Origin of the sequence: Microbacterium terricola (assembly GCF_027943945.1) — a bacterium.
Classification (GTDB): Bacteria; Actinomycetota; Actinomycetes; order Actinomycetales; family Microbacteriaceae; genus Microbacterium; species Microbacterium terricola.
In genome coordinates this window covers 1806065-1827592 of record NZ_AP027141.1, presented here as the reverse complement: position 1 = coordinate 1827592, position 21528 = coordinate 1806065, and the positions used below count along the sequence as shown (strand labels likewise).

19 protein-coding genes and 2 riboswitches are annotated in these 21528 nt (G+C 72.1%); of the genes, 8 read left to right on the top strand and 11 right to left on the bottom strand.

The genetic code is table 11. The annotated features are described in order from the left end of the window. Positions 1-22: 22 nt before the first annotated feature. A complete protein-coding gene (locus Microterr_RS08615) occupies positions 23-730 on the top strand; it encodes a nitroreductase family deazaflavin-dependent oxidoreductase (protein ID WP_263798367.1) in 708 nt (235 codons plus the stop codon). A gap of 10 nt (positions 731-740) precedes the next feature. On the opposite strand, the gene Microterr_RS08610 is transcribed toward Microterr_RS08615, so the two are convergent. Further along, the gene (locus Microterr_RS08610) at positions 741-1406 is read right to left on the bottom strand and encodes a VOC family protein (protein WP_263798368.1); all 666 of its coding nucleotides are present in this window, start codon (positions 1404-1406) and stop codon (positions 741-743) included. Positions 1407-1560: 154 nt separating this feature from the next. Between Microterr_RS08610 and Microterr_RS08605 the strand changes: the two genes are divergently transcribed. Then, positions 1561-2547: an aldo/keto reductase gene (locus tag Microterr_RS08605; protein WP_263798369.1), complete on the top strand. Its 987-nt coding sequence runs from the start codon at positions 1561-1563 to the stop codon at positions 2545-2547. Positions 2548-2553: 6 nt separating this feature from the next. Here the strand turns inward: Microterr_RS08605 and Microterr_RS08600 are convergent, their stop codons facing one another. After that, a complete protein-coding gene (locus Microterr_RS08600) occupies positions 2554-3336 on the bottom strand; it encodes a hypothetical protein (RefSeq protein ID WP_263798370.1) in 783 nt (260 codons plus the stop codon). Between the two features lie 41 nt (positions 3337-3377). Beyond that, positions 3378-3791, bottom strand: coding sequence for a glucose-6-phosphate dehydrogenase (locus tag Microterr_RS08595; protein WP_263798371.1), 414 nt, complete (start codon positions 3789-3791; stop codon positions 3378-3380). 224 nt (positions 3792-4015) lie between these two features. Between Microterr_RS08595 and Microterr_RS08590 the strand changes: the two genes are divergently transcribed. Continuing rightward, a complete protein-coding gene (locus tag Microterr_RS08590; protein WP_263798372.1) occupies positions 4016-4822 on the top strand; it encodes a DNA-formamidopyrimidine glycosylase family protein in 807 nt (268 codons plus the stop codon). A gap of 121 nt (positions 4823-4943) precedes the next feature. On the opposite strand, the gene Microterr_RS08585 is transcribed toward Microterr_RS08590, so the two are convergent. Both Microterr_RS08585 and Microterr_RS08580 read right to left on the bottom strand, forming a co-directional pair. Further along, positions 4944-6464, bottom strand: a complete 1521-nt coding sequence (locus Microterr_RS08585; RefSeq protein ID WP_263798373.1) for a DHA2 family efflux MFS transporter permease subunit — start codon at positions 6462-6464, stop codon at positions 4944-4946. Positions 6465-6595: 131 nt separating this feature from the next. Then, positions 6596-6772 (bottom strand): hypothetical protein, encoded by a 177-nt coding sequence (locus tag Microterr_RS08580; RefSeq protein ID WP_263798374.1) that lies wholly within the window; start codon positions 6770-6772, stop codon positions 6596-6598. A 56-nt stretch (positions 6773-6828) separates the two neighbouring features. Here Microterr_RS08580 and Microterr_RS08575 point away from each other — a divergent pair, with 56 nt between their 5' ends. Then, a complete protein-coding gene (locus Microterr_RS08575; RefSeq protein ID WP_263798794.1) occupies positions 6829-8913 on the top strand; it encodes an ABC transporter ATP-binding protein in 2085 nt (694 codons plus the stop codon). Between the two features lie 3 nt (positions 8914-8916). Here the strand turns inward: Microterr_RS08575 and Microterr_RS08570 are convergent, their stop codons facing one another. The 6 genes from Microterr_RS08570 to Microterr_RS08545 are packed head-to-tail and all read right to left on the bottom strand — an operon-like array spanning position 8917 to position 15490. Then, on the bottom strand, positions 8917-9861 hold the full coding sequence (locus Microterr_RS08570; protein ID WP_263798375.1) for a glycosyltransferase family 2 protein: 945 nt from the start codon (positions 9859-9861) through the stop codon (positions 8917-8919). Next, positions 9858-11012 (bottom strand): cysteine desulfurase family protein, encoded by a 1155-nt coding sequence (locus tag Microterr_RS08565; RefSeq protein ID WP_263798376.1) that lies wholly within the window; start codon positions 11010-11012, stop codon positions 9858-9860. The genes Microterr_RS08570 and Microterr_RS08565 overlap by 4 nt, the downstream gene beginning before the upstream one ends. 2 nt (positions 11013-11014) lie before the next feature. Further along, a complete protein-coding gene (gene nadC, locus Microterr_RS08560; RefSeq protein WP_263798377.1) occupies positions 11015-11875 on the bottom strand; it encodes a carboxylating nicotinate-nucleotide diphosphorylase in 861 nt (286 codons plus the stop codon). Continuing rightward, positions 11875-13470 carry an L-aspartate oxidase gene (gene nadB / locus Microterr_RS08555; protein ID WP_263798378.1) on the bottom strand — a complete coding sequence of 532 codons (1596 nt, stop codon included), beginning with the start codon at positions 13468-13470 and terminating at the stop codon, positions 11875-11877. Before nadB ends, nadC begins: the two co-directional genes overlap by 1 nt. Next, complete coding sequence (gene nadA / locus Microterr_RS08550) at positions 13467-14780, bottom strand: quinolinate synthase NadA (RefSeq protein ID WP_263798379.1); 1314 nt, start codon at positions 14778-14780, stop codon at positions 13467-13469. Before nadA ends, nadB begins: the two co-directional genes overlap by 4 nt. Continuing rightward, a complete protein-coding gene (locus Microterr_RS08545; RefSeq protein ID WP_263798380.1) occupies positions 14777-15490 on the bottom strand; it encodes an NUDIX hydrolase in 714 nt (237 codons plus the stop codon). The genes nadA and Microterr_RS08545 overlap by 4 nt, the downstream gene beginning before the upstream one ends. A gap of 116 nt (positions 15491-15606) precedes the next feature. On the opposite strand from Microterr_RS08545, the gene Microterr_RS08540 reads away from it, so the two are divergent. The 4 genes from Microterr_RS08540 (at position 15607) to gcvP (ending at position 21512) form a co-directional block, all read left to right on the top strand. Beyond that, on the top strand, positions 15607-16797 hold the full coding sequence (locus tag Microterr_RS08540; RefSeq protein WP_263798381.1) for a MarP family serine protease: 1191 nt from the start codon (positions 15607-15609) through the stop codon (positions 16795-16797). 47 nt (positions 16798-16844) lie between these two features. Next, a riboswitch (glycine riboswitch) is annotated at positions 16845-16939 on the top strand. Then, positions 16940-17040: riboswitch (glycine riboswitch) on the top strand. It abuts the riboswitch before it with no gap. Between the two features lie 43 nt (positions 17041-17083). Beyond that, a complete protein-coding gene (gene gcvT, locus Microterr_RS08535; protein WP_263798382.1) occupies positions 17084-18220 on the top strand; it encodes a glycine cleavage system aminomethyltransferase GcvT in 1137 nt (378 codons plus the stop codon). Further along, on the top strand, positions 18217-18600 hold the full coding sequence (gene gcvH / locus Microterr_RS08530) for a glycine cleavage system protein GcvH (RefSeq protein ID WP_263798383.1): 384 nt from the start codon (positions 18217-18219) through the stop codon (positions 18598-18600). The genes gcvT and gcvH overlap by 4 nt, the downstream gene beginning before the upstream one ends. Positions 18601-18674: 74 nt before the next feature. After that, positions 18675-21512, top strand: a complete 2838-nt coding sequence (gene gcvP / locus Microterr_RS08525; protein ID WP_404810196.1) for an aminomethyl-transferring glycine dehydrogenase — start codon at positions 18675-18677, stop codon at positions 21510-21512. Positions 21513-21528: the final 16 nt, after the last annotated feature.

Below are 21528 nucleotides of genomic sequence, written 5' to 3'. Positions count from 1 at the left end.
TATGCGGACGTAGTCTGAGCGCATGTCCGTCAGGTCGATCCTGCGCGCCGCGCTCGGCGCAGCGCTGCTCGTCAACGCGGTCCCGCACGGCGTGAGCGGAGTGCAAGGCAAGCCGTTCCCGAGCCCCTTCGGCGATCCCCCAGGGGTGGGGGAGTCCTCGCCCACCTCGAATGTGGCGTGGAGCGCCGTCAACGCGATCGCGGGAGCAGCGGCGCTGCGCCACGGCATCCGCTCACGGGGCCAGGCGGCCGGCGCCGTGGTCGGGGCGATCGGAATGGCCGCGGTGCTCGCATTCCACTTCGGCGACGTGCGGCGCGGGGGTACAGGACTCCGACGCGGCCGGTCCGAGGGAAGCTCGGGTCCGCCGCGCGCGCTCATCGCGGCCACCGAGCCGATCGCGACGATGCTGGCCGGACGGCGCCTCTTCCCGCTCTGGGCGGTGCTCCACCACACGGGCCGCAAGAGCGGCACCCCCTACTCCGTCCCCGTGGCTGTCGTGCCGAGCTCCGATCCCGGCCTGATCGTGATCGGTCTGCCCTGGGGCCCTCACACGAACTGGGCACGCAACGTGGTCGCCGCCGGCACGGCCCGGATCGTCTGGAAGGGCTCGGAGCACATCGTGACCGCCCCGCGCATCGTCGAGCCCGCCATCGCGGCCGCGACCGTGAAGCCGGCGTTCCGCGTCATCGTCGCGCGGATGCCCGCCGCGATCCTCCTGCAGCGGTCGTAGCCGCGCTCGCTCATCCGCCCTCAGCTCCGCGCGGCTCGGCGCCGTCCGGCCATGCCGCGATGCAGACCTTGTTGCCTGCGCGGTCCGCGAGGATCCACGCGCTCGGGGCCTCGGAATCGTCGACGATTCGGCCGCCGGCCGCCACGGCGGCGGCCAGGCGCGACTCCGCCTCGGAACCGGCGACCGAGACGTCGAGGTGCATGGCGTGGCGGAGCGGCTTCGCCGGGTCGAGCTCCTGCATCCACACGGTGGAGCCCTGCCCCAGCGGGTCGATGGTGTTGTCGTCGTGCATCGGCGCGTAGCCGAGCACGGCGCGCCAGAATCCGAGATCGATGGCGTCGGGCTGCGCGGCGATCGCGACCTGGACTTCCTGGACGGCCCGCCTGTCCGCGGCCGCGCCGTGCGCGCGGGCCAGGCCGGAGACCTCCTGGGCGATCGCGATGTGCTCGATCTCGGTGCCCCACAGCTCGCGCGTCAGCTTGACCGTGAGTCGGTCGGCCGCGACGGTCAGCACGGTGCGAGGACCCAGGCCGGGGACAGTCGACACTGCGGCGGCCAACGCGGCCGCCTCCTGCAGGGATCCCACCAGGAAAACCGCCGTCGGGCCGCCGTGCATGACCACCCAGTCCTCGAGGCCGTCGGCGGCGAGGAAGTTGCGCCAGCCTGACTCGCTCATGGCGCCACGCTACGCCCCGGTGCCGACACCCGCGTCGCCGCCCCGCGCCGAGGCAGGCACTGCCAGTGCCTGGTGGCAGCGGTCCGCGGAGCGCACGCTGGAGGGAGCAGGTGGAACGCGCGGGATGCTGATGCCCGCCGTGGAAGGAGCAGCCATGCACACTCGCACACTCGGCCAGGGACTCGACGTCTCGGCGATCGGCCTCGGCGCCATGGGAATGTCGATGAGCTACGGGCCCAACCCCGGCGACCGCGACGACATGATCGGCGTGCTCCGCTACGCGGTGGAGCAGGGTGTGACCCTGATCGACACCGCAGAGGTGTACGGGCCGTTCGACAACGAGGAGCTCGTCGGTGACGCCATCGCGCCCATCCGCGACCAGGTCGTGGTGGCGACGAAGTTCGGGTTCCGCATCGTGGACGGGCGGATGGAGGGCACCGACTCGCGTCCGGAGAACATCCGCCGTGTCGCCGACGCCTCGCTGCGACGCCTCGGCATCGAGGCGATCGACCTGTTCTACCAGCACCGGGTGGACCCCGCGGTGCCCATCGAAGACGTGGCGGGAACAGTGGGCGATCTCATCCGCGAGGGCAAGGTGAAGCACTTCGGGCTCTCTGAGGCGGGTGCAGCGACGATCCGCCGCGCGCACGCGGTGCAGCCGGTGACCGCAGTGCAGAGCGAGTACTCGCTGTGGACCCGCGACCCCGAGGCCGAGGTCCTGCCCGCCTGCGCCGAGCTCGGCATCGGGTTCGTGCCGTTCAGCCCGCTCGGCAAGGGGTTCCTCACCGGCACGGTGTCACCTGACGCCACCTTCGCGGCGAACGAGATCCGGGCTCGTGTGCCGCGGTTCGCGGCGGAGAACCTCCGCGCCAACGAGGCGCTGGTCGACCGGGTGCGCTCGCTCGCCGCCGGGCGCGGGGCGACGCCGGGCCAGGTCGCGCTCGCGTGGCTGCTGGCGCAGCATCCGTTCATCGTCCCCATCCCCGGCACCCGCCGGCGCGAGCGCATCGACGAGAACGCGGGGGCGACCGCCGTCGCACTGTCCGCCGATGACATCGCTGAGCTGAACCTGCTCGTCGAGACCGTCGGCGTGGCCGGCGACCGCTACGACGCGGCGGGGATGGCCGCGGTCGGGCTCTGACGCCCGTCAGCGGGCGGAGAGGGTGAGATTGAGCTCCTCGCCCGCGTCGAGGATCGCCTTGATAGGGTTGGGCATGCGGTCTTCGTTGAGATAGAAGATGTCGTCACGCGTGACGCCGAACCGTGCGGCGACGGGATCGATCAGATCGTCCGCCGCGACCACGTAGACCCGCCGGCCGTCGGCGTCGAGCGTGACAGCACCGTGCGCGCCGATGGTCGGGCCGCGATCGGCGAGGTCGTCGAGCCACGGGCGCAGCGGGTCCATGGTCCAGTCCAGTGGCGCGCGGGCGGCGATGAGCAGCCCGCATCCTTCGTGCTCGCCGCCGGCGACGCTGAGGTCGAGTTCGTCGAAGGCAGTCCAGTCGCCGTGGACGGTCTCGCTCGACAGGTTGAACTCGATGGCGCTGGCGGCAGGGTACTCGCCGAGGTCGTACAGCCCTCCGTCCGCGCACGGGTCCTGCTCCCTGGGGACCAGCGACATCGTGACGATCAGCGACGGATGCGCGCTGACGAGGTCGGTGACAAGGACCTCAGCCTCTTCGCCCACGACGCGCACTTCCACCGCGCCCGCGGTCGAACCGTCCGGCGACGTCAGGATGCCGGTCGCGACGAGCCCCTGGGGCGGCGCCAGCTGCTCCGGTGCCGGCGTGACGGTCGGGGTGCCGGAGGGCGAAGGGCCTGTCGCCGTGTCCGGTGTCGTCGACGCGCCACCCATCGCCGCCGCGATCGCCGCGGCGACGGCGACCACTCCCGCGGTCACGCTGAGCACCCACACGCTGCGCCGTCGCACCGGGGTCATCCTGCCCTAGGTGGCGCGTGAAGGCAGTGCCGTCACGCCACCGTGTTGCCGCACATGCCGCAGATGCCGGTGGCGGGCACCTCGACGTAGCAGTCGGGGCACAGCGCCTTGGGGCGCTCGTCCGATGGGGTCGGGCGACGCACCGCGGGCTGTCGCGTCGAGGGCTGGCGGGCGGCGCGGGGTGCGGCGCGGCCGGGCCGCGTCTCGACGACGGGTGCGGGGCGCTGGAACGCCGGGCGGTGCTCGGCGCAGTAGAACCGCACGAAACCGGCGTGATTCTTCGGATGCTTGTGCTTCACGACCCACAGCTCGGTGCGCGGCCGCAGCTCGGAGTCGGGCCCGCACGTGAAGCAGCGGGTCGGGTCACCCGGGACGACCTCGGCGACGAGCATGGGGCTCTCGAAGGGGATGGCGTCTCTCCAGTCGGATCCGGCGACGATCTTCATGGCATGTCCTCCCTGCGGCGTCCGGCGACGGCCAGACCCTTCCTTCAACGGTACGCGATGACGGGCCGGTGCGGGGGCCGAGCGCCTACGATGGAACCATGGCGACCTCGAACCTCCCCGCACCCACCCTCCAGCCCGTCCCCGACGAGGCGAACCTGCTCGTTTCGGAGCAGGGCGCATCGTGCTGCGGTGGCGGCTGCTGCAGCTGACCTCGCGCTGAGCGCATGCCCGAGTCGCCGGAAGTGCAGGCGCTCGCCGAGTTCCTCGACGCACGCACCCGGTCGGGGCGCATCGAGGGCATCGATCTCGACGAGTTCCGTGCGCTGAAGACGCGGCAGCGACCGCTCACCGAGCTTGCGGGCGCGACGATCAGCGCCGTGCGGCGATTCGGCAAGCACCTCGACGTGCAGACGGATGCTGCGCACCTCGTGATCAGCTTCGGTCGCGCCGGCTGGGCGCGCTGGAACGGCGAGGCCGCTCCGGGCGCCGCCCCCGTGATCGGCCGCATCGCCGTCGGCGACGACCTGATCGAACTCACCGATGCGGGCGAGTGGCTCTCGATCGGACTCTCGGTCGTGGACGACCCCGCCGAGGTCGCGGCGATCGCCAAGCTCGGACCCGATCCGGCCGAACCGGGGTTCACCCGCTCCGCGTTCGACCACGCGGTCGTCGGCCGCCGCAAGCAGCTGAAGGCCCTCCTGCAGGAGCAGGAGTCGTTCGCAGGCATCGGCAACGCCTATTCGGACGAGATCCTGCACGCGGCGAAGCTGCCGCCGGCGGTGCAGGCGGCGTCGCTCGACGAGGAGCAGCGCGACCGGCTCTTCTCCGCCATGACGTCGGTCGTGCGCGACGCCGTCGCAGCGCGGCGCAGCATCCCCCCGCACGAGTTGAAGGCCGCCAAGGTGGCGGCGATGCGCGTGCACGGGCGCGGCGGGGAGGTCTGCCCGGTGTGCGGCGACGTCATCGTCGACCAGGCATCGTCGAGCACGAGCTCGCAGCACTGCCCGACCTGTCAGCTCGCGCAGCCCTGACCCGGGCGACGCGCGTCGACCCCACCCCGTCGTGCCGAGCCCACCGCCTCCGCACGGCGTGCAGGCGGCGGGGTCGAGCGCAAGGTGTGGGGTCGGCGCCGATGCGCCGATGCGCGCCGGGTCAGTGCCCGGCGGGCGGGGCGCCGATGCTGTCGGCCGGCTTCCGGATGAGGAACGCGCCGATGAGCAGCGGCGTCGCCACAATCGCGGCGATCAGGAAGGCCGCGTGGGCCCCGGCGGCGCCCGCGTCGAGCTCCGAGGCGCCGCTCGCGGCCGCCGTCGCGGTGGCCGACGACATCACGGTGATCATCAGGGCGATGCCGGCGGCGCCGGCGACCTGCTGGATCGTGCCGACGACCGCGCTGCCGTACGAGTAGAAGCGCGGCTCGAGGGATCCGAGTGAGGCCGTGAACAGCGGCGTGAAGGTGAGCGCGAGGCCGATCGACAGCACGGTCTGCGCCGCGGCGACCACCCAGATCGAGGTGTGCGCGCCGAAGGTGGTGTAGAACCACAGCATTCCGACGATGATCACGGCGCCCGGGATGAGCAGGATGCGGGTGCCCCTCGCATCGTAGATGCGCCCGATGACCGGACCGAGCAGTCCCATCAGCAGTGATCCGGGCAGCACCGCGAGGCCGGCGGTGAGGGCCGGGATGCCCAGCACGTTCTGCAGGTAGAGGGGCAGCACGGTGATCGCGCCGAAGAACGCCATCGACATGATCGCCAGCTGCGCGACCGACAGCGTGAAGTTGCCCGAGCGGAAGACGCGCAGGTCGAGCAGAGCCTGGTCGGTCCGCTGCAGGACGAACTGGCGCCACACGAACAGGCTCAGCGCGATGATGCTGACCACGAAGGCGACGATGAGCGTGACGGTCGAGCTGGCGGCGGCAGCGGCATCGGACGCCGAGCCGCCGTGCGCAGCCGCGCCGCCGATCTGGCTGAGGCCGTAGACGAGCCCGCCGAAGCCGAACGCGGACAGGATCACCGAGAGCACGTCGATCGGCGCGCGGGTCGTGTCGCCCAGGTTGTGGATCCAGCGGGCGCCCGCGAACAGTGCGAGCAGGGAGATCGGGAGCACGACACCGAAGATCCAGCGCCACCCGACCGTGTCGAGCAGCAGCCCGGACAGGGTGGGCCCGATCGCCGGGGCGAGCGCCATCACGATGCTGACGCGGCCCATCATGCGGCCGCGGGCGTGCGGCGGCACGACCGTCATCAGGGTCGTCATGAGGAGGGGCATCATGATCGCGGTGCCCGATGCCTGCACGACGCGGGCGACGAGCAGCAGCGGGAAGCCGGGGGAGAGGAACGCGATCAGCGTGCCCGCGGAGAACAGCGACATCGCGGCGACGAACACCTGGCGTGTTGTGAAGCGCTGCAGCAGGAATCCGCTGATCGGGATCACCACGGCCATGGTCAGCATGAAGGCGGTCGTCAGCCACTGCGCGGCGACGGCGGTGATGCCGAGGTCGGTGATGAGGTGCGGGATCGCCATCCCCATCGTGGTCTCGTTGAGGATCGCGACGAACGCGGCCGCGAGCAGCAGCCAGATGACGCGGGTCTCCTCCGGCCGCATGCCCGAGGCGGGCGCGGGCGCGAGGCGGATGCTGTCCGTGCCGGGAGCGGTTTCGGTGGTGGCCATAGGTCGGCTCCTCAGGTCTCTCGGTGGGGGATCGGGGCGCGCAACCGTCATCACCGCGGAGACGGATCACACGAGAGGCAAGCTCTCAGGGTAACGGCGGGGTCCGACAGGGCATTCCCGGTGAGCCGGATTCAGCCGATCGGGTCGGTGGGCTCGGGCTCAGGGTCCGACACCTCGGTGTCGTCCTCGCCCAGGTCGGCCGGCGACGGCGAGATCAGCTCGTCGGTCGGCGTGGCCTTCAGCTCGTCGATCTCCGCGCGCACCTCCTCGAGGTCTGCGCCATCGGGGACGTCGGGAGTGGAGGTCATGGCCACAGCCTACCGATCCGGTGTCGCCTGCGCTGGGTAGTGTCGAACACGTGAGCATGGGCGGAGGCGGCGGCGGGCATCCGACCGACGTGCCCCGCACCGGCGCTCCGCGGGGCGGAGCCTCGTTCCGCGGCGTCGACATCGCGGCGCAGAAGCGGCTCAACGCCGATGCTCCCCGCATCCCGCATCTCGGCCGTCGCGTGGTCGCGCTGTTCCGGCCGTATCTGGGCCAGATGATCTCCACCGGCATCCTGGTGATCCTCGGTGCCGCGATCGCGGTCATCCCGCCCCTGATCGTCCAGCGCATCTTCGACGACGCGCTCTTCCCCGTCGACGGCAGTGCGCCCGACATCCCCCTGCTGATCCGCCTCGTCACGGTGATGGTCGCCCTGTTCCTGCTCTCCGCCGCCCTCGGCGTCGCGCAGACCTGGTTCACCTCGACCGTCGGCAACAGGGTCACCGGCGACCTGCGGGTGAAGCTCTTCGAGCACCTGCAGGCGATGGAGCTCGCCTTCTTCACCCGGACGAAGACCGGCGTCATCCAGTCGCGCCTGCAGAACGATGTCGGCGGGGTGTCGGGCGTGCTCACCAACACCGTCACCAGCATCCTCGGCAACGTCGTCACTGTCGTCGCCTCGCTCGCCGCCATGCTCATCATCGACTGGCGGCTCACGCTGATCGCGGTCGTGATGATGCCCCTGCTCGTCCTCGTGCAGCGGCGCGTCGGGCAGGTGCGGGCGCGGATCGCCGGCGAGACGCAGGAGTCGCTCTCCGAGCTCACCGCCATCACGCAGGAGACGCTGAGCGTCTCGGGCATCCTGCTCTCGAAGTCGTTCAACCGTCAGCGCACGGAGTCCGCCCGCTACCAGGGCGAGAACCGCAATCAGGTGCGGCTGCAGGTGCGCAGGGCGATGAGCGGTCAGGGGTTCTTCGCGGTCGTCCAGGTGCTGATGTCGAGCGTCCCCGCGGTCATCTACCTCGTGTCGGGCTACCTGATCACGGGCGGCACCGACACGATCACCGCCGGCACCGTCGTCGCCTTCACCACCGTGCAGGCGCGGCTGCTGATGCCGCTGATGGGGCTCATGCGGGTGGCGCTCGACCTGCAGACCTCGGCGGCGCTGTTCGCGCGCATCTTCGAGTACCTCGACCTGGTGCCCGCCATCCAGGATGCGCCGGACGCCCGGTCGGTCGTGGACGCGCCTGGACCGATCGGCCGCGTCGAGTTCCGCGACGTCGTCTTCCGATATCCGGATGCAGCGCCCGACGCCCGCCCGACGCTGCGGGGCGTGTCGTTCGCGGCAGAGCCTGGGCAGCACGTCGCCTTCGTCGGCCCCTCGGGTGCGGGCAAGACGACCGTGCTCTACCTGACGCCGCGGATGTACGAGGCGTCGGCCGGGTCGGTGCTGTTCGCCGGCGAGGACGTCCGCCGGCTCACGCAGGAGTCGATCATCGACCATGTCGGCATCGTGTCGCAGGAGACGTACCTGTTCCACGCGACGATCCGCGAGAACCTGCGGTACGCCAAGCCCGATGCCACGGACGCCGAGCTGGCCGAGGCGTGCCGTGCCGCCAACATCCACCACATCATCGAGGGGTTCGAGCACGGCTACGACACGATCGTGGGCGAGCGCGGCTATCGGCTCTCCGGGGGCGAGAAGCAGCGCATCGCGATCGCGCGGGTGCTGCTGAAGGATCCGCCGGTGCTGCTCCTCGACGAGGCCACCTCGGCGCTCGACACCGTGTCGGAGCGGGTGGTGCAGGAGGCGCTGGATGCCGCCGCCCGCGGTCGGACGACGCTGTCGATCGCGCATCGTCTGTCCACGGTCATCGGCGCCGACGTGATCCACGTGGTCGACGCGGGGCGCATCGTCGAGTCCGGTACGCATGCCGCGCTGCTCGCCGCCGGCGGCCTGTACGCCGAGCTCGCGGCCGAGCAGCTGGCGGCGTCGCGGATCCTCGACACCGAGGCCGTGCAGCCGCCCGCCGACCATCCGGAGCGGCGCGCCGACCGCGCGCCGGCCGGCGCCGTGGCAGCCGACGCGGCCGAGCTGCTCACCGGGGCGGTCGACACCCTGCCAGGGTCCGTGCCAGGCCGGGTGCCCGGAGCAGTCGTTCCTGTAGATCCTCCTGAGGCGTGAGGGCTACCAGCGCGAAGCGGTCTCCGCGGCGGCCGAGAGCGGCAGGCCCGGCCCCTGCGCGACGAGGTCGCGCGTGAAGTCGCCGAGGGCGGACCGGTAGGCCGGGTCGCCGTGCGTCGTGGCGATCTCGACGAGCGACGGCAGATCCATGTCCTGGACGAGGCGCACTCGGGCGCGCACAGCGTCATCGTGTCCGGCCGCCGCGAGGACGGCGACCCCCGCGGCCATCGCGTCCAGGTACTCGCGCAGCACCGGGAGCGCCGCCTTCGTCTGCGTGATCGAGGATCCGTCCGCGCGCTCGCGCCAGTGCACGACGACATCGGGCACGACGTCGAAGGATCGAGCAGCGGAGTACATCCGCTGGGCGACGATCTGATCCTCGTACAGCCGCCCGACCGGGAAGCGCAGCCCCTGCTCGCGCCAGAACCCGGTGCGGCTGACCTTCGACCAGGCGACGATGTTGCCGGACGCCTCGGGGTGCGCGTCGATCGTCGTCGCGCGGCGCTCGGGGTCGGTGGCCGCAGCGACCCACGGCTGCACGATCCCCGGGTGGTAGGCGCCCTCCGCGTCCGGACGCAGCCGTACGTACGCGCCGACCGCGAAATCGCTGCCGGTCTCCTCGAGCACGCCGGCCAGGCGCGCGAGCGCGTCGGGCGTGTACAGGTCATCGGCGTCGAGGAACCCGACCAGCGGGGTCTCCACCAGGTCCAGCCCTGTGTTGCGGGCGGCCGAGAGTCCCTGACGCGCGGTGTGCCGTACCACGCGGAACCGCGCGTCGGAGGCAGCGGCGGCATCGAAGAGCGCGCCGGTGCCGTCGTTCGAGGCGTCATCCACGAGGATCGCGGTCCAGTCGGTGCGGGTCTGCGCGCGGAGCGAGTCGAGAGCCTCCTGCGCGTACGGGCCCACGTCGTAGCCGGGAACGATCACGGTGATCGCAGAAGAGGTCATCGGCCCGATTCTACGGCGATGACGGATGCGGCGACCGCCGCAGCGACCTCGCCCAGCGGTGCGCTCCACCCGTGCGGGAACGTGAAGCGCACGGCCGTCTGAGCCACGTCCGCGGGCACTCTCATCGCCGTCAGCACGTGCGAGGGCTCGTCGCTGCCCGCGGCGCAGGCGGAGCCGCTGGACGAGACGACGCCGCGTCGCTCGAGCTCGAGCAGCACGGCCTCGCCGCTCGTGCCCGCGAAGGTGAAGCTCGCCGTGCCCGGCAGGCGGCGGACCGGGTGACCGGTCAGGCGCGCCGCCGGGACGCTGCCCAGCACCCGCGCGATGAAGTCGTCGCGCAGCGCGGTGACCCGCGCGGCGTCGCCGGCCCGGTCGTGCTCGGCGAGCTCGAGGGCCGTGGCGATCCCGACGGCGCCCGCGACGTCCTCGGTGCCGCTGCGCCGGCCGCGCTCCTGACCGCCGCCGTGCAGGAGGGGCTCCAGCGGAATCCGTCCGCGGACGCCGAGCACGCCGGTGCCCTTGGGTGCGCCGATCTTGTGCCCGGCGAGGGAGATCGCGTCGACGCCGAGGTCGGCCGCCGACAGCGGCAGCCAGCCGGCGGCCTGCACGGCGTCGAGATGGATCGGGATGCTGCGCCCCACCGGCGCCGCGTGCACCGCGGCCGCGATGGCCGCCGCATCCTGGACGGTGCCGACCTCGTTGTTCGCGTAGCCGACGCTCACCAGCGCGGTGTCGTCGCGGATGGCGGCGGCGACGGCATCCGGGTCCACGACGCCGTCGCCGTCGACCGGGATGTGCGTGACCGCGAAGCCGTGGATGCGCGCGAGGTAGGCGGCGGACTCCAGGATCGACTCGTGCTCGATCGGCGTGGTGATCAGATGGCGTGCGCCGCGCTGAGCGGCGGCGATCGCGATGCCCTTGACCGCGAGGTTGTTGGCCTCGGTGCCGCCGGAGGTGAAGACGATGTCGCCGGTGCGCAGGCCGAGGATCCTGGCGACCCGCGCGCGAGCGTCGCTCAGGGCATCTGCGGCGTCCTCGCCCACGGTGTGATGGCTCGACGGGTTGCCGTAGCGGTGCGTGAGGTGGGGCATCATCGCCTCGAGCACCTCGGGGCGCACCGGGGTGGTGGCGGCGTTGTCGAGGTAGAGCACGGTCAGTCTCCGGCGGCGATGCGGATGTCCAGGCCCAGGTCGAGTGCGGGCGCCGAGTGCGTGAGCGCGCCGACCGAGATGACGTCGACGCCGGTCTCGGCGATGGCGCGCACCGTGTCGAGGCTCACGCCGCCCGATGCCTCGATCGTCGCGCGGCCGGCGATCTGCTCGACGCCCCAGCGCAGCTCGTCGAGGGAGAAGTTGTCGAGCATGATCGTGTCGATGCCCGCGGCGAGCACGCCCTCGATCTGGTCGAGCCGGTCCACCTCGACCTCGACGTGCGTCGTGTGGGGGAGCCGGGCGATCGCCCCCTGCAGGGCCGCGGTGACCGACACGCCGCTCTGGGTCAGCACCGCGAGGTGGTTGTCCTTCGCCATGACCGCGTCCGACAGCGAGAACCGGTGATTGTGCCCGCCGCCGCTCCGCACGGCGTGGCGCTCGAACGCGCGCAGCAGGGGCGTCGTCTTGCGGGTGTCGGCGATGCGGGCGCCGGTGTGGGCCACCTCGGCGACGTAGCGTCCGGTCAGGGTCGCGATGCCCGACATCCGCTGCGTGAAGTTCAGCCCGATGCGCTCGGCGGTGAGCACCGCGCCGGCGGGGCCGGTCACCATCGCGAGAGCGGTGCCGGCCTCGAACCGATCGCCATCGGCGACGAGGAGCTCGACCTGGACGGTCGGGTCGGTCAACCGGAAGGCGGCGGCGAACACGCCGCCGCCGCTGAAGATGCCCGGCTCACGCGCGATGAGCTCGGCCTGCGCGGTCGCGGACGCCGGGATGAGGCTCTCGCTGGTGATGTCGCCCCAGGGGGCGTCCTCGTCGAGAGCGGCGGCGACGACGCGGTCGATGGTGGTCTGGGTGAGCATCAGGCGGCTCCGAGCTGGAGGGCGGGCGTGGCGACGGGCGCGGGAGCGGTGTCGGAGCGGAAGTGGGCGCCGACCGAATCGGTGCGCGCCTCCGCCGCGGCCACCAGATGAGCGGCGACGAGCAGGAGGTTCTCGTCCTCGAGGGCGGCCTCGGTGCGCGGCTCGCGCTCCTGCGCGCGCCAGGCGGCGATCACCGACGCGGCGTGGCGGAGGCCGGCTCCGTCGCGGACGAGCCCTGCGTGCTCCCACATGAGCTGCTGCAGCGCAGCCCGGGTGAACGGGATGCGGCCGGCGTCGGCATCCCGCTCCGTCTGCGCGACGAACCCGTTCTGGGGCGGGACACCGCGCTCCGCGCGGCTCCTCGTGCGGAAGGCGGCTTCTCGTGGCCAGGACGCGGATGCGGCGTCCGCTGTGATCGCGTCGCCCGCGCGGGCGCCGAACACCGCGCCCTCCAGCAGGGAGTTGGAGGCGAGGCGGTTGGCGCCGTGGACGCCGGTGCAGGCGACCTCGCCGACGGCGTAGAGCCCCGGCACGGAGGTGCGGCCCTGCAGATCGGTGACCACGCCGCCCATCAGGTAGTGCGCGGCGGGCGTGACCGGGATGGGCTCGCGCGCCCAGTCCAGCCCGCGCTCGCGGACGGCCGCGTCGATCGTGGGGAACCGGCGCGCCAGGAAGGCGCTGCGCTCCTCGGCCGTGGGCCGCAGACCGGTGGCGTCCAGGAGGACGGGGCGCCCGCCCTGCCGCTCCATCTGCGCGGCGATCGCCCGCGCCACCACGTCGCGCGGCGCGAGCTCGCCGTCCGGGTGCGCGTCGAACGCGAAGCGGCGGCCGTTCTCGTCGATCAGCGTCGCTCCCTCGCCGCGCACGGCCTCTGACACGAGGAACGATGCGCCGGCGGCGAGGACGGTGGGGTGGAACTGGAAGAACTCGAGGTCGCGCACGACGGCGCCGGCCCGCAGCGCCGCGGCGATGCCGTCGCCGGTGGCGACGGAGGGGTTCGTGCTGTGGGCGTAGAGCTCGCCCGCCCCGCCGGTGGCGAGCACGACGGCGTCGGCGGCGAGGGTCTCGCGATCCCGGTCTCCGACGAGGAGCTCGACTCCCGCTGTACGGCCGGAGGCATCCAGGATCAGGTCCACGAGGAACGCGTGCTCGATCACCCGCACCGCGCTGGCGCGGAGCCGGGCCACGAGCGCCTTCTCGATGGCGGTGCCGGTGGCGTCTCCGCCCGAGTGCAGGATGCGCGGGTACGAGTGCGCCGCCTCGAGGCCCTTCACGAACTCGCCGTCGTCGCCGCGGTCGAACGCGACGCCGAGCGCGACCAGCTCGCGGATGCGGGCGGGGCCCTCGTCGACCAGCACGCGGACCGCGTCGGGGTCGCTCAGCCCTGCGCCCGCGGTCATCGTGTCGCGCACGTGGTCCTCGGCGCGATCGTCGTCGAACATGACGCCGGCGATGCCGCCCTGCGCGTAGCGGGTGTTGGCGTGCTCGAGCACGTCCTTCGTCACCAGCGTGACGCGGGCGCCGTGCTCGACCGCGTGGAGGGCCGCGGTGAGGCCGGCGATGCCGCTGCCGACGACGACGACGTGAATCGTCATGGCCGGGCCGCCAGCATCCGCTCGAGCGCGAGGCGTGCGGGGTCGGCGACGTCCGCCGGAACCGTGATGCGGTTCAGGACCGTGCCGGCGACGAGCGCCTCGAGCACCCAGGCGAGGTAGCCGGGGTGGATCCGGTACATCGTCGAGCAGGGGCACACCACGGGGTCGAGGCAGAAGATCTCGTGCTGCGGGTACTCGGCCGCCAGGCGCTGCACGAGGTTGATCTCGGTGCCGACGGCGAATGTGGTCGGCTCGGTCGCCGCGGCGATGGCCTTGCGGATGTAGTCGGTCGACCCGGCCTCGTCTGCGGCGTCGACGACCTCCATCGGGCACTCCGGGTGCACGATCACGCGCACGCCGGGGTGCTCGGCGCGGGCCTTCGCGATCTGGTCGACCGTGAACCGGCGGTGGACCGAGCAGAAGCCGTGCCACAGGATGACGCGCGCATCGGCGAGAGTCCCCGCATCCGATCCGCCGAGAGGCTTGCGCGGGTTCCACATCGGCATCTGCGCGAGCGGCACCCCCATCGCCTTCGCGGTGTTGCGGCCGAGGTGCTGGTCGGGGAAGAACAGCACCCGGCGCCCGCGCGCGAAGGCCCACTCCAGCACGGTGCGGGCGTTCGAGGATGTGCAGACGATGCCGCCGTGGCGGCCGACGAAGCCCTTGATCGCGGCGGAGGAGTTCATGTAGGTGACCGGGATGACCGGCACGAGGCCATCGGCGTCGACCGCGGCCATGTCGCCGTAGACCTCCTCCAGCTGCTCCCAGCACTCCTCGACCTGGTCGATGTCGGCCATGTCGGCCATCGAGCAGCCGGCGGCGAGGTTGGGCAGGATGACGGCCTGCTCGGGGCGCGAGAGCAGATCGGCCGTCTCGGCCATGAAGTGCACGCCGCAGAAGACGATGGCCTCGGCCTCTGGGTGCTCGAGGGCGGCGTTGGCGAGCTGGAACGAGTCGCCCAGGTAGTCGGCGTGGGCGACCACCTCCTCGCGCTGGTAGAAGTGTCCGAGGATCACGACGCGCTCGCCGAGAGTCGCCTTGGCGGCGCGGATGCGCGCGTGCAGCTCGTCATCGGATGCGGTGCGGTACTCGGCGGGCAGCTCGCCCTGGCGGGGCGCGCCGGTCGGGATGACGTCGCCCATCGAGGCGCCGGGACCGTAGCCGGGGCGGATGTCGAAGTTCCACGGACCCGAGGCGAGGTCGGTGTTGCAGGTCTCCGCGGTCGAGGCGCCGGCGACGATCGACTGGATCTCGTGATCGACGGACGGGTCGGTGGGCCGGGGACCGAGAGTGAGGGGCGTCGTGCTCATGATCTGCTCGATTCGCTGTGCGTGAGGGGGCCGCGGTCGGCAAGCTCGACTTCGCGGTTGTAGCGGTAGAGGCGGGCCGGCCGATGGCTGCCCGTGCGGAAGCGTTCTGTCGGGATGAGGGTGCCCGAGTTCTCGACCTGCCGGCGGAAGTTCGCGGGGTCGAGGCGTCGGGAGTAGATCGCCTCGTAGACCTCCCGCAGCTCGGCGAGGGTGAACTCGTCGGCCAGGAGCCCGTGCGCGATCCGGCTGTAGCCGACCTTGCTGCGCAGTCGCCACAGGGCGTAGTCGACGATCTCGCGGTGGTCGAAGGCGAGGCAGGGCAGGTCTGCCGTGTCGAACCAGGCCACGTTCTCCTCGGCGGCGGCCCGCTCGGCCTCGTCTGGTCGGACGAGGGCCCAGTAGACGATCGAGACGACACGCGAGGGGGAGCGGTCCACCGCCCCGAACGCGTACAGCTGCTCGAGGAAGCTCGGCGCGAGTCCGGTCGTCTCGCCGAGGGTGCGGGATGCTGCGGTGTCGAGGCTCTCGGACAGGTCGAGCCATCCGCCAGGGAGCGCCCAGAGACCTTCGTAGGGGTCCCGCGTGCGGCGGACGAGCGGCATGACGACGGCCGGGCGATCGTCCGCAGGATCGCGGCGCAGGCTGAAGATCACCGTCGACACGGCGACGCGCGTCGTGTCGACGTCCGGTCCCGCTGTTCGTGTCACCATGACCCTAAGCCTCCAAAGGACATCTTAGAGTCCCCTTGACCTGAAGTGCAAACGGGTGCGTGGGGAAGTGCACAGGCTCCCTGCGTACGCTGGAGGCCCAGCCCCTGGAGGAACCCGTGCTCGTCGTCGACATCGTGCTGCTCGCCGTCCTCGGCATCGCCCTGCTGATCGGCGTCCAGCGCGGCCTGCTCGCGAGCGCCGGCTCGCTCATCGGCCTCGTCGCCGGCGGCGCGGCGGCGTTCTGGCTCGTTCCGGTCGTCAACGACGCCTGGCCCTGGCTCGAGTGGCGCATGCCCGTCGTGCTGCTGGTCGCGGTCGTGCTCGTGCTCGGCGGAGCGGCGATCGGCGGGGCCATCGGGGCCGCCCTGCGCCGCGGGGTCGACCGCACACCTCTGCGTGGCCTCGACCGGCTGCTGGGCGGTGTCGTGAGCGTCGTCGTGGCCGCCCTCGCGCTGTCGCTGGCCGCCTCGAGCCTCGTCGCCACCGGCGCCCCCGGCGTCTCGGCCGCGGTGGGGTCCTCCCAAGTGCTGCGCACGATCGACCGGCTCACCCCGCCGCCGGTGTCCGAGACGCTCGCCCGGCTCCGCGCCTCCGTCATGGTCGACGGACTGCCCCGTCTCGATGACCTGTTCGGCCTCGGCGGCCTCGGCGGGCTCGGCGGCGCGGCGATCGCCCCCAGCGTCGACCTGGACGTCCCAGAGCTCGCGCTGGCCGCAGCATCCGTCGCCCGCATCTCCGGCACCGCGTACTCGTGCGGCACCAGCTCCAGCGGCACCGGCTTCGTCATCGCGACGGACCGCCTCGTCACGAACGCGCACGTCGTGGCCGGAGTGGCCACGCCCCTCGTGGAGCTGCCGGGGACGAGCGCGCGGGAAGGCCGGATCGTGTACTTCGACCCGATCGACGACCTCGCCGTCATCGCGGTCGACGACCTCGGCGCATCGCCCCTGCCCCTCGGCCCCACCATCGACAGCGGCGCCACCGGCGCGGTGCAGGGGTACCCCTACGGTGGCCCGTTCACCATGGTCGGCGCCGAGGTGCTCTCCGAGGGGAGCGCGCCCATCCCGGACATCTACGACGAGTCGACGGCGCTGCGCGACATCTACGCGCTCGCCGCGACGGTCCAGCCGGGCAACTCCGGCGGACCTCTGCTCACCGGCGACGGCGTCGTCGCCGGGGTCGTGTTCGCGCGGTCCGACAGCGACGAGAACCTCGGGTACGCCATGACCATGGCGGAGCTCGCTCCGGTCGCCGCGCAGGCCACCTCACTCGACCGATCTGTGTCGACCGGAGCCTGCACCGGCTGAGGGTCACCGGCCGGTATGCTGAGACCGCAAATCGAACATCGGGCCACACGATCTTCGCGGGAGAGCTCCGGGCACCGCCCCGGGCACCGAAGGAGCAAGCCTCCCCGCCAATCTCTCAGGTAACGCGTACCGCGAAGACCCGGCCACTCTGAAGAGCGATCCCGGCTGCCCGGTATCCGCCGACGGTGAAAGCGGGATGCTGCATCCCCGCGAAACTCTCAGGCTCATGACAGAGGGGGAGTTCTCAGGCGCCGTCCGGCGTCTGCCTGCCGATCCGGGAGAACTCATGTCCGATCCCACTCCGCCGCGCGAGACGCCGCTGCGCGCTCGCCACGAGGCGCTCGGCGCCTCGTTCACCGACTTCGGCGGCTGGATGATGCCGGTGCGGTACACCTCCGACCTGGCGGAGCACCACGCCGTGCGCACCTCCGCCGGTCTCTTCGACATCTCGCACATGGCGCAGTTCGGGGTCGCCGGCCCCGACCGCGAGGCGTTCCTCGCCTACGCGCTCGCCTTCGATCCGTCGAAGCTCGCGCTCTCCAAGGCGAAGTACACGATGATCCTCGCCCCGAGCGGCGGGATCATCGACGACCTCATCGTGACCCGCAACGCCGAGGACCAGTTCCTCATCGTCGCGAACGCCGGCAACCGCGACGCCGTGCGCGAGGCGCTCACGGAGCGGATCGACGGTTTCGACGCCGTGCTCGTCGAGCTCGACGACGCGCTCATCGCGGTGCAGGGTCCACGCGCACGCGAGATCCTCGAGGCCGTCGAGGGCCTCGACCACGACGACGACCTCGCGATGGGCCACACGCTCGAATCGCTCCCGTACTACACCGCCATGGGCATGCGCTTCGGCGGCGGCGCCGTGCTCGTCAGCCGCACCGGCTACACGGGCGAGGACGGCTTCGAGATCAGCGTCGACGCGGCCGACGTCGGCACGCTGTGGGATGCCGTCCTGGCCGCGGGGGAGCCGTTCGGGCTCACTCCCGCAGGCCTCGCCTCGCGCGACACGCTGCGCCTCGAAGCGGGCATGCCGCTGTACGGCCACGAGCTCTCGCTCGACGTGATCCCCGCCCAGGCGGGCCTGGGCCGCGTCGTCCCGCTGAGGACGAAGGAGGCCGACTTCGTCGGCCGCGCCGCACTCGAGAGCGTCATCGCCGCCGATGCTCCCGTGCTCGTCGGGCTGGTGAGCGCCGGCAAGCGCGCGGGCCGCGCCGGCTACGCCGTGCTCGACGCCGACGGCACGGCGGTGGGCGAGATCACCAGCGGGGCGCTCAGCCCGACGCTGCAGCATCCCATCGCCATGGCGTTCGTCTCGCCGGCCGTCAGCACCCCAGGAACCGAACTCGCCATCGACGTGCGGGGGACGCGAATCCCCGCGACCGTCACCGCCCTGCCTTTCTACCGGAGGACCACATGACCGACCTGACCAGCCTCAAGTACACCGCCGAGCACGAGTGGGTCGCCCTCTCCGGCTCGGTGGCCACGATCGGCATCACCGACTACGCGGCCGACAAGCTCGGCGATGTCGTGTACGTCGACCTCCCCGCCGTCGGCACCGCGCTCACCGCAGATCAGGTCTGCGGCGAGATCGAGTCGACCAAGTCGGTCGGCGAGCTCTACGCGCCCGTCGCCGGCACCGTGGTCGAGGTCAACGACGCCGTCGTCGACGACCCCTCGCTGGTGAACTCGGACGCCTTCGGAGATGGCTGGCTGATCAAGGTCGAGGCCGACGCCGATGCGGTGGCCGGCCTCCTCGACCGTGCCGCCTACGAGGCGCTCACCGGCGGCGACGCGTGACGACCTCGACCCCCGGACTCGCCGACGGGTTCGCCGGGCGGCACATCGGCGTCGACGCCGACGCCCAGCGGATCATGCTCAACGCGCTCGGCTACGACAGCGTCGATGCCCTGCTGCGCACCGCCGTGCCGGCCTCGATCCATGTCGCGCCGCGCGACACGAGCGACATCCCGCCGGCCGCGACCGAGGCGGAGGCCCTGGCGGAGCTGCGCGCTCTCGCCTCGCAGAACCGCACGGCCCGCCCGATGATCGGACTGGGCTACTACGACACCTTCACGCCGTCGGTGATCGCCCGCAACGTCCTTGAGAACCCGTCCTGGTACACCGCGTACACGCCGTACCAGCCGGAGATCTCGCAGGGCCGCCTCGAGGCGCTGATCAACTTCCAGACCATGGTCACCGACCTCACCGGTCTCGCCACCGCGAACGCCTCCATGCTCGATGAGGCCACGGCCGTCGTCGAGGGGATGCTGGTGGCCCGCCGCGCGTCGAAGTCCGCGTCGAACACGTTCCTCGTCGATGCGGACACCCTGCCGCAGACGAAGGCGCTGCTCGAGCACCGCGCCGCTGCGCTCGGGATCGAGCTGCACTTCACGCCGTTCGACATGTCGCCCCCGCCGGTCGACATCGACGTGTTCGGCGCGTTCGTCCAGTACCCCGGCGCATCCGGCCGGGTCTGGGACTTCTCCGAGGTCGCCGAGGCAGTGCACGCCGCGGGCGGGCTCGTCGTCGTCGCCGCCGACCTGCTCGCGCTCACCCTCCTGCGCTCGCCCGCATCCCTCGGTGCGGACGTCGCCGTCGGCACGACGCAGCGCTTCGGCGTCCCGCTGGGCTTCGGCGGACCCCACGCCGGCTACATGGCCGTGCGCGCCGGGCTCGAGCGCCAGCTGCCCGGACGTCTCGTCGGCGTCTCCCAGGACGCATCGGGCCACCCGGCCTACCGCCTGTCCCTGCAGACCCGTGAGCAGCACATCCGTCGTGAGAAGGCGACCTCGAACATCTGCACCGCCCAGGTGCTGCTGGCGGTGATGGCGTCGATGTACGCCGTCTACCACGGCCCCGCCGGTCTCCGGCAGATCGCGACGGACGTCGCCCGCAAGGCCGAGGCGCTCGCGGAGCGGCTGCGCTCGTACGACCTGCGACTCGCGTCGGACGCGTTCTTCGACACCCTGCGCGTCAGCGTGCCCGGCTCGGCGGCACGCGTCGTGGAGCGGGCGCGGGCGCGCGGCTACCAGCTGCACCTCGTGGACGAGGCCACCGTGGGGGTGTCGGTCGACGAGACCACGACCGCCGACGACCTGGCCGCGGTCGCCTGGGCGTTCGGGCTGCCCGAGGGCGAGTTCGTCGGAGGGGGCGAGCAGGGCGAGCGCGCCGTGCCGTTCGCCGACGCGACCGCCCTGGCCGGGGTGCCGGAGGCGCTGCTGCGCCGTGACGCGTACCTGCAGCATCCGGTCTTCAACACGCACCGGTCCGAGACCGCCATGATGCGGTACCTGAAGACGCTCGCCGACCGCGACTACGCGCTCGACCGCGGCATGATCCCGCTCGGCTCCTGCACGATGAAGCTGAACGCGGCGACCGAGATGGCGGCCGTGTCGTGGCCCGAATTCTCCCGCGTGCACCCGTTCGCCCCCGAGGCCGACGTGCGCGGCTACCTCGCGATGATCGAGCAGCTCGAGGTCTGGCTGGCCGAGGTGACCGGGTACGACGCCGTCTCGCTTCAGCCCAACGCGGGTTCGCAGGGCGAGCTGGCGGGTCTGCTCGCGATCCGCGGCTACCACCTGGCCAACGGAGACGTCGAGCGCACCGTGTGCCTCATCCCGTCGTCCGCGCACGGCACGAACGCGGCGTCGGCGGTGCTCGCCGGCATGTCGGTCGTCGTCGTCGCGTGCGACGAGGCGGGCAACGTCGACCTCGACGACCTGCGCGCGAAGGTGGCGGCGCACGCCGACCGTCTCGCGGCACTGATGATCACCTACCCGTCGACGCACGGCGTGTACGAGCAGGACGTGCTCGACATCACGCAGGCGGTGCACGACGCGGGCGGGCAGGTGTACGTCGACGGCGCGAACCTCAACGCCCTGCTCGGGTACGCCCGCTTCGGCGACCTCGGCGGCGACGTGTCGCACCTGAACCTGCACAAGACGTTCGCGATCCCGCACGGCGGCGGCGGACCCGGTGTCGGTCCGGTGGCGGCGAAGGCGCACCTCGCGCCCTACCTGCCCTCGCACCCGCTCGCGCAGCGCGCCGACCATGCGGGCGGCGTCTTCGAGGGCGGGCCGATCTCGGCGGCGCCGTACGGATCCGCGTCGATCCTGCCCATCTCGTGGGCGTACGTGCGGATGATGGGCGCCGAGGGCCTGCGCGCCGCGACCGCCGCCGCTGTGCTGTCGGCCAACTACATCGCCGCGCGGCTGTCGGAGCACTACCCGGTGCTGTATGCGGGGGAGTCCGGCCTGGTCGCGCACGAGTGCATCCTCGATCTGCGCCCGCTCCGCGAGGAGACCGGCGTGACGGTCGACGACGTCGCGAAGCGCCTGATCGACTACGGCTTCCACGCGCCGACGATGTCCTTCCCGGTCGCCGGGACGCTCATGATCGAGCCGACCGAGTCGGAGGACCTGGGCGAGATCGAGCGGTTCATCGAGGCGATGATCGCGATCAAGGCGGAGGCCCTGGCCGTTGCGGCGGGCCAGTGGCCGGCCGACGACAACCCGCTCGTCAACGCCCCGCACACGGCGCAGGCCGTCGTGGTGGGGGAGTGGCAGCATCCGTACTCCCGCGAGGTCGCCGTGTACCCGGTGCCCGCGCAGGTGCGGTCGAAGTACTGGCCGCCGGTGCGCCGCATCGACAACGCCTGGGGCGACCGCAACCTCGTGTGCGCCTGCCCGCCCGTGGAGGCCTTCGCCTAGCGGGAGCCCCGGTGTC